The 14,333-nt window shown below is 72.5% G+C and carries 11 protein-coding genes; 8 read left to right on the top strand and 3 right to left on the bottom strand.

All coding sequences use genetic code 11. The features are described 5' to 3' along the window. The first annotated feature begins 342 nt into the window (after positions 1-342). A complete protein-coding gene (locus ABT324_RS18865; protein ID WP_351178760.1) occupies positions 343-1,911 on the top strand; it encodes an alkaline phosphatase D family protein in 1,569 nt (522 codons plus the stop codon). A gap of 81 nt (positions 1,912-1,992) precedes the next feature. Here ABT324_RS18865 and ABT324_RS18860 read toward each other — a convergent pair whose 3' ends face one another. Further along, positions 1,993-3,420 carry a phytoene desaturase family protein gene (locus tag ABT324_RS18860; protein WP_351178912.1) on the bottom strand — a complete coding sequence of 476 codons (1,428 nt, stop codon included), beginning with the start codon at positions 3,418-3,420 and terminating at the stop codon, positions 1,993-1,995. Positions 3,421-3,645: 225 nt separating this feature from the next. Between ABT324_RS18860 and ABT324_RS18855 the strand changes: the two genes are divergently transcribed. From ABT324_RS18855 to ABT324_RS18825, 7 genes are all read left to right on the top strand, one after another. Beyond that, entirely contained in the window at positions 3,646-4,977 is a 1,332-nt protein-coding gene (locus ABT324_RS18855; protein ID WP_351178757.1) for an MFS transporter, read from the top strand. Further along, on the top strand, positions 4,974-6,185 hold the full coding sequence (locus ABT324_RS18850) for a CaiB/BaiF CoA transferase family protein (protein ID WP_351178754.1): 1,212 nt from the start codon (positions 4,974-4,976) through the stop codon (positions 6,183-6,185). The genes ABT324_RS18855 and ABT324_RS18850 overlap by 4 nt, the downstream gene beginning before the upstream one ends. Beyond that, a complete protein-coding gene (locus tag ABT324_RS18845) occupies positions 6,182-7,378 on the top strand; it encodes an acyl-CoA dehydrogenase family protein (RefSeq protein WP_351178751.1) in 1,197 nt (398 codons plus the stop codon). Before ABT324_RS18850 ends, ABT324_RS18845 begins: the two co-directional genes overlap by 4 nt. A gap of 25 nt (positions 7,379-7,403) precedes the next feature. Then, positions 7,404-8,384 (top strand): LysR family transcriptional regulator, encoded by a 981-nt coding sequence (locus ABT324_RS18840; RefSeq protein WP_351178748.1) that lies wholly within the window; start codon positions 7,404-7,406, stop codon positions 8,382-8,384. Positions 8,385-8,406: 22 nt separating this feature from the next. Beyond that, the gene (locus tag ABT324_RS18835) at positions 8,407-8,811 is read left to right on the top strand and encodes a VOC family protein (protein WP_351178745.1); all 405 of its coding nucleotides are present in this window, start codon (positions 8,407-8,409) and stop codon (positions 8,809-8,811) included. Between the two features lie 175 nt (positions 8,812-8,986). Then, a complete protein-coding gene (locus ABT324_RS18830) occupies positions 8,987-9,172 on the top strand; it encodes a hypothetical protein (RefSeq protein ID WP_351178742.1) in 186 nt (61 codons plus the stop codon). A gap of 78 nt (positions 9,173-9,250) precedes the next feature. Continuing rightward, the gene (locus tag ABT324_RS18825) at positions 9,251-10,399 is read left to right on the top strand and encodes an esterase-like activity of phytase family protein (protein WP_351178739.1); all 1,149 of its coding nucleotides are present in this window, start codon (positions 9,251-9,253) and stop codon (positions 10,397-10,399) included. A 45-nt stretch (positions 10,400-10,444) separates the two neighbouring features. Here ABT324_RS18825 and ABT324_RS18820 read toward each other — a convergent pair whose 3' ends face one another. Beyond that, positions 10,445-13,201 (bottom strand): DUF5682 family protein, encoded by a 2,757-nt coding sequence (locus ABT324_RS18820; RefSeq protein WP_351178736.1) that lies wholly within the window; start codon positions 13,199-13,201, stop codon positions 10,445-10,447. Positions 13,202-13,206: 5 nt separating this feature from the next. After that, complete coding sequence (locus ABT324_RS18815; protein WP_351178733.1) at positions 13,207-14,319, bottom strand: ATP-binding protein; 1,113 nt, start codon at positions 14,317-14,319, stop codon at positions 13,207-13,209. Positions 14,320-14,333: the final 14 nt, after the last annotated feature.

Raw genomic sequence — 14,333 nt, 5'->3', positions numbered from 1 at the left:
ATTCGTCACGCGGACCTTCGGGAATGAATTGGGAAAAACGCGTCGGCAGAATTACTCGCGGAATCGGACCAGCACCAACCAAGAGTTCGGACACCCGACACGCTCCGTGCACATCGGACAGTGGTGGGCCCGCGATCTGTTCCGGGGTTGTGGGAGGAGGCGCACCGGGTGTGCTTCGCTCGGGCACGCCCGGTGCACATCGGACGATGGCGCCGCGCACGTGCCCGCGACGTACATCGAAGGGTCAACACCGGTTCGCCCAGCGGACATCTCGCGGTCTTAGCGTGCACCGGATCCACCGATTCGGCGCGGTCCGGCCGCGCACAACTGCAGAGGGGAACCATGACTGAGAACCACGGCGCGAACCCGTCCCGGCGCCAGGTCCTGTTAGCGGGCACCGCGGCGCTCGGCGCGGCGGCGCTGACCACCGGCGGACTCGGCGGCACCTCGGCGAGCGCGCAGCCCGGCGCGGGTGCGCCGCTGCGGTCGCCGTTCACCCTCGGCGTCGCCTCCGGTGACCCGCTGCCGCACGGTGTGGTGCTGTGGACCCGGCTGGCCGTGGACCCGCTCGCCGAGAACGGGCTCGGCGGGATGCCCGACCGCGTCGTGCCCGTGCAGTGGCAGGTCGCCGAGGACGAGGGCTTCCGCAAGGTCGTGGCCAGGGGCACCGAGCACGCGCGGCCGGAGTCCGCGCACTCCGTGCACGTCGAGCTGACCACGCTCAACCCGGCTACCGAGTACTACTACCGCTTCCGCGTCGGCAACGAGCTCAGCCCGGTCGGCCGCACCAGGACCGCGCCGCGCGTCGGCGCGCAGCTCGACCAGTTCTCCTTCGCCTTCGCCAGCTGCCAGAACTTCCCGGTCGGCCACTTCAGCGCCTACTCGCACATGGTCCGCGAGGACCTCGACCTGGTGGCCTTCCTCGGCGACTACATCTACGAGGGCGGCGCGAAGGGCACCATCGGCCGCCCGCACGCGCCCGCGCACGAGACCTTCGACCTGGCCGACTACCGCACCCGGCACGCCCAGTACAAGACCGACCCCGACCTGCAGGCCGCGCACGCCGCCTTCCCGTGGGTGGTGGTCTTCGACGACCACGAGCTGGAGAACAACTGGGCCGCCGACCGGTCCCAGCCCGATGACGAGCCCGACCAGGACCCGGCGGTGTTCCGCAAGCGCCGCACCGACGCCTTCCAGGCCTACTACGAGAACATGCCGCTGCGCGAGACCCAGCACGCGTGGGGCGCGAACATGCGCCTGTACCGGCGGCTGACGTTCGGCGACCTGGTGGACTTCCATCTGCTCGACACCCGCCAGTACCGCGACTTCCAGGACCAGGACAAGCGGCTGGACCCCGAGCGCACGATCCTGGGCGCCGAGCAGCGGAACTGGCTGCTGCGCAACCTCGGTGGCCAGACGGCGCGCTGGAACGTCCTGGCGCAGCAGGTGTTCTTCTCGCAGCGCGACTTCACCGCCGGCGACGAGGACTCCTTCAGCGACGACGCGTGGGACAACTACGTGGCCGAGCGCGACCTGGTGCGCGACCGCATGGCCGGGGCCTCCAACCCGGTGGTCATCACCGGTGACGTGCACGCCAACTACGTCTGCGACATCAAGGTCGACTTCGACGACCCGTCCTCGGCGACGGTGGCCACCGAGCTGGTCGGCACCTCGATCACCTCCGGCGGCAACGGCGTCGAGCAGAACCCCGGCGACGCGGTGCAGCTGGCGGAGAACCCGCACATCAAGTTCGTCAACCGGCACCGCGGCTACGTGCGCAACACCATCACGCGCTCGGCGTGGACGGCGGACTTCCGCGTCCTGGACCACGTCGAGGAGCCCGGTTCTCCGATCCGCGACCGCGCCCGCTTCGTCATCGACGACGGCCGCCCGGGCGCCAAGCTCGTCTGACGCGGCAGGGGTGGCGGTTCCGCGCGGGGCCGCCACCCCCGTCCCCGTTGTCGTGAGTGGCGATGGTCGTAAGAACCACCATCAGCGCTCACGAGTCCTGCGCAGGTACTTCAGCGCGCGGGCCGCGGCGTGGGCACCGCACATGCCGTGGGCGCCGGGGCCGGGCGGGGTGGCTGCTGAGCAGAGGTAGTGGCCGGGCAGTCCGACGTCGTGGGGCGTCAACGTCGAGCGGGGCCCGAGGACGAGCTGGCGAGCGGTTTTCGCGCCGGTCATGATGTTGCCGCCCGCGAAGTTCGGGTTGTGCTCGGCGATTTCCGCGGTGGTGCGCACCGCGGTGCCGACGATCCGCTCCCGGAACCCGGGGGCGAACCGTTCGATCTGCGCGGTGATCGCCTCAGTCGCGTCGCCGGTGTAGCCGTGGGGCACGTGGGCGTAGCTCCACACCGGGTGGACCTCGCCCACCGAGCGCTGCGGGTCGGCCAGGTACTGCTGGCCGACGAGCACGAACGGGCGGCGCGGCATCCGGCCCGCGTGGACCTCCCGCTCCGCGGCGGCGATCTCGGCGAAGGAACCGCCCACGTGTACCGTTCCCGCCCGGTGGGCCGCTTCAGCCACCCACGGCACCCCACCCGCGACCGCGAAGTCCACTTTGAACGCTCCCGGCCCGTAGCGGAACCGCCGGTAGGCGCGCGAGATCCGGGCGGGCAGCCGATCGCCCAGGATGTCGGCGACCGCGGTCGGGGCGAGGTCGAACACCGTCACCTCCGCCCGCGGCAGGTCCGCGGCACAGCGCACCCGGGCCCCGGTCTCGATCTGGCCGCCCAGGTCCCGCAGCAGTCCGGCCAGCACATCGGTGATCGCGCGCGAGCCACCGGCCGCCACCGCCCAGCCGTGCCGGTGCCCGGCGGTCAGGATGCCCAGTCCGATGCTGGCGCTCAGCGGCCGGTCCAGCGGGCGGAACGCGTGCGCGGCCACCCCGCCGAACAGCGCTCGTGTCCGCTCCTCGGTGAAGGTCTTCGCGATCGCCGACGCTGGTACCAGCGCGGGGACCCCGAAGCGGGCGAGGCGCACCGGGTGGTGTGGCACCCGCAGCAGCGGCGCGAGCACGTCCGCCGCCAGCTCGTCGTAGGACGCCGCTGGCCCGGCGAACAGCCGCGCCCAGCGGCGGCCGTCGACACCGAGGCCTGCCGCGGTCTCGGCGACTGAGCGGTGCAGCACCCCGGCGGTGCCGTCGTCGAGCGGGTGGGCGCAGTCGATCTCGGGCAGCCGCCACCGCAGGCCGTAGCGGCCCAGGTCGAGGCTGCGCAGGAAGGGCGACCCGACGGCCATCGGGTGCACCGCCGAGCACTCGTCGTGCAGCATCCCCGGCACGATCGCTTCGACGGTGCGAGCGCCCCCACCGATCTCGTCGGCGGCTTCCAGCACCGTCACCCGCACCCCGGCCCTGGCCAGGGCGACGGCGGCGGCGAGCCCGTTCGGACCGCCGCCCACCACGACCGCCGTGCCCATCCCGAGTCCCTCCCCGAGCTCCGCCACCGGACCGACGGTAACGCGGGGAGCGCTCCAGCAGCGAAGTGAACCACCAGGCGTGCGGCGCAGCTATAGGCGGAACCGAACGCCCTGGCCGCACATCGGGCGTTGAACACCGCAGGCCGACGGTGTGATGTGGACCATGCGCCCCGGCACCGGGGTTCGAGATCGGCTCGATCGATGCGAGCCGCCCAGGAGAACGACATGACCACTTCTGATCCGCGCACCGTCCGCCCAGCCGAGCCGGGTGCCCCACCCCGGTCGGCGGGCTGGGGGCTCGTCCTCTTCCTCTTCCTGTTCTTCACCCTGAACTTCGCCGACAAGGCCGCCGTCGGCCTGGCCAGCACCCGGATCCGCGCCGAGCTGGGGCTGAGCGCCGAGCAGTACGGTCTGCTCAGCAGCGCGTTCTTCTGGCTGTTCGCGGTCGGAGCCGTGGTGCTCACCGCCGCGCTGCGCAAGGTCTCCTACACCTGGGGCGCCGGGCTGCTCATGTGCTCGTGGATCCTGAGCATGCTGCCGCTGACCACGCCCACCACGTTCGGGGTGCTGCTCGCCTCGCGCGTCGCGCTGGGCTTCTTCGAAGGTCCCGCGCACGCCTTCTGCCAGTCGGTGATCGCCGACCGCTTCCCCCCGGAGCGCCGGGCCACCGCTGGTGCCCTGGTCAACGCGGGGTCCTCGGTCGGGCCGCTGATCGCCGCGCCCACCCTGACCTGGGTCGTGGTGAACTGGTCGTGGCACGGTGCTTTCACGGTCCTGGTCCTCGCCGGTGCCGTGTGGACGGTCTGCTGGTTCTGGTTCTCGGAGCGCCTGCCGTTGCGCAGGCCCGCCGGATCCGGCAGCGCCGCGACCACGCCGGACCCCAACGGGCACCTCGTGGTGCCCTTCCACCGGCTGCTGGCGCTGCGCAGCTTCTGGGGACTGGTCCTGCTCTCCTTCGCCGGTTACCTCATCTCGTCGTTGAAGGTCGCCTGGCTGCCCGCGTACCTGTCCGAGGGCCTGGGCTACCCCGCGGGCACGGTGGGGGTGCTCGCCGCCATCCCGTACGCGGCGGCTGTTGCCGTCCTGCTGTCGGCGGGTGCGCTCTCCGGTTGGCTGCTGCGCCGGGGCCGCAGCTCGCACCTGGCCCGCGGCCAGCTCACCGGCGCCTACCTGGTCCTCGGCGGGCTCTCGATGGTGGCGTTCACGCTGCTGGACGCTGGCCCGCTGCAGGTGGTGCTGGTGGTGCTGGCCTTCGCGGTCAACAGCGTCGCCTTCTCGGTGGCCTTCGCCGGTGCTTCCGACTTCCTGCCCGCGCGCCAGCGCGTCGCCTTCTTCGGCTGCATCATCGCGGCCTACAGCGTCGCGGGGGTCCTGGCCCCTTACGGCCTGGGGCTCATCGTCGACCGGGCGCCCACCCCGGCGCAGGGCTACGCGACCGGGTTCTTCGTCGTCGGCCTCATCGTGTGCGCGCTGGGCGTCCTCGGCGGGGCGATGCTCAACCCGGAGCGGGCGAGGTCCGAGCTGGAACGCCTGTCGATGAGGGGTGGTGGGTCGTGAACGGGCCACTGGTGGGTGTCCGCGTGCTGGACCTCGGGCAGTACATCGCCGGGCCGTGCGCAGCGCAGGTGCTGGGTGACCTCGGCGCTGAGGTGCTGAAGGTCGAGAGCGTGCGGGGTGATCAGGCCCGGCACATCGGCCCGTTCGGTGAAGCGATGGTGCAGGCCTACAACCGGGACAAGCGCAGCATCGCGGTGGACCTCCGCACCCCGGACGGGCAGCGCGTGCTGCACCGGCTGCTGGGTACCGCCGACGTGCTGGTCCACAACTTCCGTCCCGCTTCCGCGGAGCAGCTCGGGCTCGGCGTCGCGAGCCTGCGCCAGCGCTTCCCGAGGCTGGTCTGCGCCAACGTCACCGGTTTCGGTTCCCGCGGCCCGTCCCGGGACCGGCCCGGGCTCGACATCGCGGCCCAGGCCGAGTACGGGCTGATGCACGCGACCGGTGCCGCCGAGGGCGAACCGCAACGCGTCGGCACCCCGGTCGCCGACGTCACCGCGGCGAACGCGCTGGCCACCGGGGTGCTCGCCGCGCTCCTCGAGCGCCAGCGGACCGGTCGGGGCGCGCACGTCGAGACCTCCTTGATGGAGGCGGTGGTCTCGCTGCAGGCCGCGACCTGGAACGAGTACGTGCTGACCGGGGCCGCCCCTCGGCGCAAGGGCAACGGGCAGGCCAACGCCGCACCCGCCGCCGACGTCGTCGAGCTCGTCGACGGCGCGATCGTGCTCTCCGCCTACACCGCCGAGAAGTGGGCCGCCCTGTGCCGGCTGGTGGGGCGACCGGACCTCATCGACGATCCGAGGTTCGCCGACAACCCCGCCCGCGTGCGCAACCGGACCGCCATGCTGGACGCGTTGACGAGCGCTTTCGCCGGGATGACCCGCGACCAGGCCCTCTCCTCGCTGCTGTCGGCGGGCATCGTCTGCGGGGCTGTCCGCTCCCTCGACGAGGTCGCCGCGGACGAGGACGTCGCGTGCTCGAACATCCTGATCGGCGTGACCGACCACCGCGGTCACCGCTCCGCCAGCCCTGGTGCGGCGTTCACCCTCGACGGGCGGCGCCGCGCCGACTCCACCGGTGCTCCCACAGTCGGCGCCCACACCGCCGAAGTCCTACGGGAGCTCGGCTACCCAGAGGACGCGATCACCGACCTCACCACCCGCCGGGTCGTCGGTGCGCCGACGAGCCCTGACGAAAGGGCTCCGCGTTGATCGACCAGGACGTGCTCAGCTCCGACTTCCCCACCTACCTGCGGACGATCGCCGACTTCACCAACCACGAGCTTATCCCGACCGAGCCCGAGATGGTCGACAACGGCGCCGTCCCCGAGCGCATCCTCGACCGCATGGCCGCCCTCGGGCTGTTCGGGATCTCGATCCCGCGCGCCTACGGCGGTCTGGAGTGGACGATGGAGCAGCAGGTCCGGTTGACCTTCGAGTTCACCCGGGCCTCGTGCGTCTACCGGTCCCGCTTCTCCACGGTGATCGGGTTGTGCTCGCAAGCGGTCCTCGACCACGGCACCGAGCAGCAGCGGCTGGAGGTGCTTCCCGCGATGGCAGCCGGGGAGCTGGTCACGGCCTTCGCGCTCACCGAGGAGGAGGCCGGTTCGGACGCGGCGCACCTGCGCACGACGGCGATCCGCGACGGCGCGGACTACGTCCTCGACGGCAGCAAGCGCTACATCACCAACGCCGCCTGGGCGGACGCGTTCCTGACGTTCGCGCGCACCGACCCGGACGAGCCGGGAGCGGCCGGGATCTCCGCGCTCCTCGTCGACGCCCGCTCCCCCGGCGTGTCCACCGCCCTGCCCCGGTACATGAACGGCCACGCCGAAGCCCCGGTCGGCGAGATCCAGTTCCGCGGCGTGCGGGTTCCCGCGGGCCAGCTCCTCGGTGGCGTCGAGGGCCGGGGGCTGGCGATGGCGCTGCGCGGGATCAACCACGCCCGCCTGCACGTGGCCGCCACCTGCGTCGGCCAGGCGACCCGGGTGTTGGAGGAGACCACCGCCCACGTCAACGACCGCGAGCAGTTCGGCGGCCCGTTGGCCGACCTCGGCGTGGTGCGCTCGACCCTGGGTGAGAGCTACGCCGAGCTGGAGGCCGGGCGGGCGCTGGTCATCGAGTGCGCCCGCACCTTCGACCGCGGGCAGATCCCCCGCCACCGGATCGCCGCCGCCAAGCTGTACTGCTCGGAGGTGGCCAGCCGGGTCGCCGACCGGTGCGTCCAGCTGCTGGGCGGGGCGGGCATCGTCGGGCCGCACCCGGTGCCGCGCATGTGGCGCGACGTGCGGGCGCTGCGCATCTACGAAGGTTCCTCGCCGATCCACCAGCGCAACCTGGGCCGGGCAATGGTCGAGCAGGTCGCGGCCGACGGGACGCTGCCCGACACGTTCCGCGCGCCGTGAGCCGCGCGCGGGGGACGATGCGGGCATGGAGATCCGCCACCTGGAGTACTTCCTCGCCGTCGTCGAGCACCACGGGGTGAACCGCGCGGCGCAGCAGCTGCACATCGCGCAGGCCTCGCTGTCGCAGAGCATCCGCCAGCTGGAGCGCGAGCTGAAGCTGCCGCTGTTCCACCGCACGGGCCGCAACCTGGTGCCCACCTCGGCCGGTGAGCTGCTGGTCGAGCCCGCGCGCAAGGTGCTCCGGGACGTGCTGGCGGTGCACGACATCATGCGCGGTGCGCGGGAGCTGCAGGTCGGGTCGATCACGATCGGCACGATGCCGGAGATGTCCAGCGACGCGGTCGCGGCGTGGAGCGCGTTGTTCACCAGGCTGCACCCGGGAATCCGGCTCGACCTCGTGGAGCACGGCAGCGCGGACGAGCTGTGCGAGGAGGTGGCGGCGGGCACCTGCGAGCTCGGCTTCACCACGTTCCCGGTCTCGGCCGACACCCTCACCACGGTGGACCTCGCCGTCCAGCGGCTGCTGCTGGTGATGCCGCCCGGCACCACGGGCGTCGACCCGGCGGTGCCGCACGAGCTCGCCCGGCTCGACGACGTGCCGCTGGCGGTGAGCAGCTCGGCGCACCGCGAGAACGACGCCGTGTCTGCCGTGCTGCGCCAGGAGTCCGTCGCACCGCGGATCGTCGCGCGAGTCCCCAACCGCCACGCACAGCTGACGCTGGTGCTCAACGGTGCGGCCAGCGCGTTCCTCCCGCTGCGGATGGCCGCGGCGGCGGCGCGCAGCGGGGCCGTGGTGGTGGAAACCCGCCCGGAGGTGCGCAGGCCGTTCGGCATCGTGCACCGCGATGGAATCCTCACCCCGGCGGCGCAGAGCCTGGTGATCGAGAGCAGCGCCACCCTCACCCACTGGAACGAACTGATCGCCGACTTCCAGGCGCAGGGCCTGGCACTGCTGGAGGCCACCTTGCGCGCCGACGACGAGCTCCACGCCCACCGGGCCTCCTGACCGGGTCGCTACGCTCGGGCGGGTGCGGATCGATCTGGTCACCGTCGTGGTGGCCGACTACGACGAGGCCATCGAGTTCTTCGTCGGCGCGCTGGGCTTCGAACTGGTCGAGGACTCCCCGTCGCTGACCAACGACGGGCGCCCGAAGCGCTGGGTGGTGGTCCGGCCGCCCGGTGGTGGCGCGGGGGTGCTGCTCGCCCGCGCCGACGGTGCTCGCCAGACCGCCGCGGTCGGCGACCAGGTCGCGGGCCGGGTGGGGTTCTTCCTGCGGGTGGACGACTTCGACGCGGCCTTCGAGCGGATGGTGGCGGCGGGCGTACAGTTCGTGACCCGCCCCCGCACCGAGCCCTACGGGCGGGTCGCGGTGTTCCTGGACGTGGCGGGCAACCGCTGGGACCTACTCGGCCCGGCCCCGCTCACCCGCTGACCAGCCCGGCCCCGGTGGTTGGGGCGTCCTGGTTCGGTGCGGGCGTTCCGGTCCGGTGGCGCGTGGCGGCCGTCGGCGGTCCGCGAGGCCACCCAGCCGCCGCACGGCGCCCGGGGCGACCTGTTCGGGGCAGCCAGTCGGCGGGCCGTCCAGCGCCTCTGCCACCATGCCAGGCATGGACGAGGTCGACGAGGTACTCCTGCGAGCGGGCGCGGCGAAGGCCGTGTGCGCGCACATCGGCATCGGCTCCGACGAGCGGGAGGCGAGGGTCGCCCGCGACCGGCTCGACCGCACCCTGGCCGCCTACCGGGTGGCGCTGCTGGGCGAAGCCCAGGCCCCTGGAACCGCGGCGCCGCGCTGACCTTGTCACCGCATCCAGCGATGTGGTGAACCCGATCACGCCCTGCGCGGGCCAGCCGGCTCCACGACGATCTTCGGCATGAACCGTGGTTCGCACCCGCTCGTGGTGTCCCTGGCCTCACTGCCCCTGCTGATCGCCTCCTCCGCGGCCGCGGCCCCAGTCCCGGCCGAGGAGGGCCTCCGGCTGCTCGGCGAGGCGGTCGTGCCCCACCAGCTCGAGTACCGGGGCACGACGGTGGGCGGGCTGTCCGGCATCGACCGCGACCCGTGCACCGGCGAGTACGTGCTGATCAGCGACGACCGCTCCTACCTGCAGCCCGCGCGCCACTACACCGCCGACCTCCGGGTGGACGAGCGCGGTGTCGGGCCGGTCGAGTTCACCGGCACCGCACCGCTGCGGCAGCCCGACGGCAGCACCTTCCCGCCGCCCACCGCCAACGACGGCAACGCGGTCGACCCCGAGGAGATCCGGGTGGACCCGCGGACCTGCCAGTACTGGTGGGCCCAGGAGGGCAACCGGCCGAAGACCCCGACCTCGCCGGACCCGGTGATCCAGCCCTCGGTGCTCAAGACCGACGCCACCGGGCGGTACCTGGGGCAGCACCACCTCCCGCCGAACTACGAGATCACCCAGGACGAGCGCGGGCCGCGGCGGAACCTGGTCGTCGAGGCCATCACCTTCGACCGGACCGGTTCGGTGCTCACCAGCGTGCTGGAGGGGCCGCTGCTGCAGGACGGCCCGCTGCCGACCACCGAGCACGGCGCGCTGGTCCGGGTCACCGCGCAAACCCGCACCGGCGAGGTGCTCGGCCAGCACTCCTACCCGCTGGAGCCGGTGTTCACCGCTCCCCGACCGGGTGGCCGGGCCGACACCGGGGTGTCCACCATCCTGGCCGACCCCGCGGACCCGTCCCGTTTCCTCGTGCTGGAGCGCACCTTCGTCGACGGCACCGGGTTCGCGGTGCGGTTGTTCGAGGCCACGACCGACGGCGCCACCGACGTCCAGCACCTGCACTCCCTCCAGGCCCAGCCGGTCCAGCCGATGCGCAAGCGGCTGCTGGCCGACTTCGGCGACCTTGGATTGTCCACTGTGGACAACATGGAGGGCATGACCTGGGGTCCGCGGCTGCCCAGCGGTGAGCGCACGCTCGTGCTGGTCAGCGACGACAACTTCCACCCCCAGGAAATCACCCAGGTCATCGCGCTCGCCCTGGCCGACCAGAGTTGACCCCACCGGTGCCCCCGCGGCCGGTCGGCGGGGCCACCGCGCGGGTCACTGCCCGGTCAGCAGCAGGTGGAGGGCCTGCGCCGTGTCCGGGTACTGGGCGAGCAACTCCGCTCCGCGCGGTTCGGGGACGGCTGCCACCCACTGCCCTGTGCAGCCCAGGAGGCCCGCCACCGCGTTGCAGGTGTCCGGGTGGGTCGCGAGCAGCTCGACGCCGCGGTGGGCGGGCCGGAGCGGGTGCGCCGGTTGCCGGGCGGGTTCGGCCCGCCACGGCGGGGTCCACTCGTCCAGCGCGGGGAGGCTGGCCGGGAAGACGCGGCCCGCTTCGCGGATCAGCTTCGGCGCCAGCTCCGCCCCGTTCGCCCGGAGGGTGGTGATCAGCCTCGGCAGCCACGGGAGCAGCACCGGGTCCGGCAGCCTGCTGAAGGCGTTGGACACCGCCTCCACCACGAAGTCCACCAGGCTCGGCACCGGCTCCAGGGCGTGCAGGAACCCGCTGAGGTAGCGCGGGTAGGCGGGCACCACCAGCGGGTTGCCCAGCAGGTCGGCGCAGCGCTGCCGCAACTCCTCCCGGGAGAGCCGCCCCAGGTGCACCTGGGTGGCCCACAGCAGCGCCAGCTTCTCCGGTTCCTCGGGGTGGGACTGGGCGAACGCCAGCTCCAGCTGGGTGCGGTCGCAGCCCAGCGACAGCGCCAGGCTCTCCATGCTGAACAGGAAGCCCAGCATCGCCGCGACCTGGTCGACGGTGGCGTCCTCGTCGGTGAACGCCGTCGGCAGCAACGTGCAGTAGTGGGCGTAGCCGGTCTTGACGAACGACTCGATCCACGGCGGCAGCACCGGTTCGCTGGTGCGGTAGAAGGCCAGCAGCCGACGCACCCGGCGCAGGACCTCCGGGGCACCGTCGACGCTGCGCTCCGTGGACAGGACTTCCAGCGCCCGCGTGCCCAGCTCGTTGGCGAGCCGGTGGCTGCGCAGGTACAGCGTCGCGTCCTCGACCGCCTCCAGCACGGACGCCGTCGTCGCGCGCGGGGCGTGGGCCGCGGCGCGCAGCCGCTGCTCCAGGACCTGCTCGATGCTGACGCCCTCGTAGCCGAGCTCGATGAGCGCCCGCTGGTGCGTGCCGAGCGCCAGGTCCCACGACTCCTGGATCGGCTGCTCCCCCAACCGCCGCTCCCCCATGATCGGCCGCGCCGCGCCGCGCGGCATCAGGCGGTGCAGCCTCCACAGGACCTCGGAGCAGTGCGCCAGTTCCGGTCGGGCGGCGATGTCCAGCAGCGCGCGCTGCACGCCGCGCTTGTCGAGCTTGAGGTTCAGCGGTGCGAGGCGGTCGTGGACGTCGCGCGCCAGCGGCGGCAGCGACTCGTAGCCGACCCGGCCGATGCGGTCGCCGCCCATCATGATCTCCACGAGGCGGCGCACGTCGCGGCGGCCCGGCACGACGTCCTTCTCGATGCAGGTGATCGCGGCGTCCTGGAAGTCGTAGGGCGTGGGCTTGGCCCGGTCACGCATCCCCGCCAGCAGGATCGACGTCTCGAACACCGCGATGGCGTCGGCGGTGGAGGCCAGGTAGCCGTTGCGGCGCGCGGCGCGCACGATGTCCACCGACCAGCCCAGCAGCTCCGCCTCGTCCACGCGGTCCAGGACTGGTGGGCGCTGCAGGAAGCCCGAGAGCTTGTCCACGGTCGCGACCGGGGGTTCGGCGGCGGGCAGCGGCTTGGTCCGCTTCGCGCCCCCGGCCTGCCCGGCCAGCCGGAACGGTCGCACGCGGGTGCGCTTGAGGTTCTTCGCCCACTCCGCCGCGGCGATCGACACCGACCCGGGTGCCAGGCCGAACTGCGCCTCGATCGCGGTGTGGCTGGAGGGGATCAGGCCGTGCTGCCACTTGCTGGCGGTGCGCGGGCTGATCTCGAAGGTGCTGGTGCCGTGCACGCCGAACTCCTTGACGCGGCTGGCCGCGTGGAACGCACCGCAGACGTACAGGCAGTCCGCGGGGTCGGTGCCGGTCGCGGCCAGGTGCTCGCGGATCCTGGTCCACATGTACCGCTCGCGGTCCTCGTCCACCCGCACCCGGTGCGGGTCGCCCGGTGCCAGCCGCCGGAACAGGCTGCCGATCAGCAGCATCACCTGCCGGTAGGTGTCGTGGTCGCTGTCACCGAGCGGCAGCTCGACGTACTGGTGCCACCACTCCGACCAGTGCCGCACCTTGCCGTGGTGCAGCAGGTGCTCCTCCAGTTCGGCGAAGCGGGGCCGCAGGTCGCCGATTTCCACGCCGACCGCGTCACCGTGCAGCGCGCCTTCGGGCTCTTCCGGCGCCCCCGCGGGCTGCTCCCGGCGCGCGTCCCACTGGAAGACGTGGTCCGAGGAGCGGTCGACCAGCACCAGCTCCACGCCCGGGGTGTCCAGCGCGTAGGCGATCGCCTGGTACTCGGCCGAGGCCTCGGTGATCGGGGCGACCACCGACAGCGGCGACCACTCCAGCGGGAAGCCGTCGACCTCGGTGGCGAAGGCCTGCACCGCCACCGGGAGCGTGCAGGTGCGCAGTTCGGTCAGCAGCGGGGCCATGTCCTCGCACAGCTCCAGGTAGACCACCTCCGGCTGCTTCTGCCGCAGCCGCCGCGCCATCGCGATCGCCGACGCCGGGGAGTGGTGGCAGACCGGGAAGACCTCCAGCGGTTCCCGGGTCGCGCGGTCGACGTCGTCGACGATGCCCAGCAAGATGCCCTCCAGCGCGCCGGGCCCGTCGGCGAACGTCGCGGCGGCCTCCTGCAGCTGCGCCCGCAGCGCCGCGAAGACGCTCTCGTCCACGCCGCTCACGACAGGGTGGCAATCGCGTCGCGGCCGCCCTCCAGGAACTCCGGCCAGGATCCGCCCTCCTCCTTGCTGCGCGGCTCGACGACGCCGTGCAGGTACTTGTTCAGGATGGCCAGGTCCTCCGGTTCGCGCCGCGCCAGCGAGCCGACCAGCGAGGACGCCAGGGTCCGGGCGGTCAGCTCGCGCTCGCCGAAGAAGTTGCTGTGCAGGACCGCGTCCTCGAGCACACCGATCTGCTCGGCGGTGGACAGCGCGGACTCCAGCTTCTCGTCGTCGCTGCCCGCCGCGGCCGCGGAGTCGCGCAGGTCGGCGAAGCTGCGCAGCAGCACGTCCAGCAGCGTCGGCGGCACGTCGAGCTCGATCTGGTGGCGGCGCAGCAGTTCCTCGGTGCGGAACCGGACGATCTCGGCTTCGCTCTTCTTGTTCGTCACCACCGGGATGCGCACGAAGTTGAAGCGGCGCTTGAGCGCCGAGGACAGGTCGTTGACGCCGCGGTCGCGGCTGTTGGCGGTGGCGATGACGGAGAACCCCGGCTTGGCGAAGACGATGTTGTCGTCGTCGAGCTCCGGCACCGAGATGTACTTCTCGGACAGGATCGAGATCAGCGCGTCCTGCACGTCGCTGGTGGAGCGGGTCAGCTCCTCGAACCGGCCGATGGCGCCGGTCTCCATCGCGGTCATGATCGGCGAGGGGATCATCGACTCCCGCGACTGGCCCTTGGCGATGACCATGGACACGTTCCACGAGTACTTGATCTGGTCCTCGGTGGTGCCCGCCGTGCCCTGCACGACCAGCGTGGAGTTCCGGGAGATCGCGGCGGCCAGCAGCTCGGCCAGCCAGCTCTTGCCGGTGCCGGGGTCGCCGATCAGCAGCAGGCCGCGGTCGGAGGCCAGCGTGACGATGGCCCGCTCGACGAAGCTGCGGTCGCCGAACCACTTCTGCGCGACCTCGCGGTCGAGGCCGTCGGCGCGCTCGGAGCCGAGGATGAACAGCCGGACCATCTTCGGCGACAGCCGCCAGGCGAACGGCTTGGGGCCGTCGTCGATGGATTCCAGCCAGTCCAGCTCCTCGGCGTACTTGATCTCGGCGGGCGCGCGCAGCAGGTCGGACATGCTCAGGGCCTTTC

The sequence above is a fragment of the Saccharopolyspora sp. NPDC000359 genome, assembly GCF_040300525.1.
In the GTDB taxonomy this organism is placed as follows: domain Bacteria; phylum Actinomycetota; class Actinomycetes; order Mycobacteriales; family Pseudonocardiaceae; genus Saccharopolyspora.
Note: the sequence above shows the minus strand (reverse complement) of the source record. Positions and strands in the feature narration are given on the sequence as shown.

Coding starts and splice junctions, on each gene's coding strand:
- ABT324_RS18830 (WP_351178742.1), top strand. CDS start 8,987: ATGGACGAGGTCGACGAGGTACTCCTGCGAGCGGGCGCGGCGAAGGCC.
- ABT324_RS18865 (WP_351178760.1), top strand. CDS start 343: ATGACTGAGAACCACGGCGCGAACCCGTCCCGGCGCCAGGTCCTGTTA.
- ABT324_RS18855 (WP_351178757.1), top strand. CDS start 3,646: ATGACCACTTCTGATCCGCGCACCGTCCGCCCAGCCGAGCCGGGTGCC.
- ABT324_RS18840 (WP_351178748.1), top strand. CDS start 7,404: ATGGAGATCCGCCACCTGGAGTACTTCCTCGCCGTCGTCGAGCACCAC.
- ABT324_RS18815 (WP_351178733.1), bottom strand. CDS start 14,319: ATGTCCGACCTGCTGCGCGCGCCCGCCGAGATCAAGTACGCCGAGGAG.
- ABT324_RS18860 (WP_351178912.1), bottom strand. CDS start 3,420: ATGGGCACGGCGGTCGTGGTGGGCGGCGGTCCGAACGGGCTCGCCGCC.
- ABT324_RS18825 (WP_351178739.1), top strand. CDS start 9,251: ATGAACCGTGGTTCGCACCCGCTCGTGGTGTCCCTGGCCTCACTGCCC.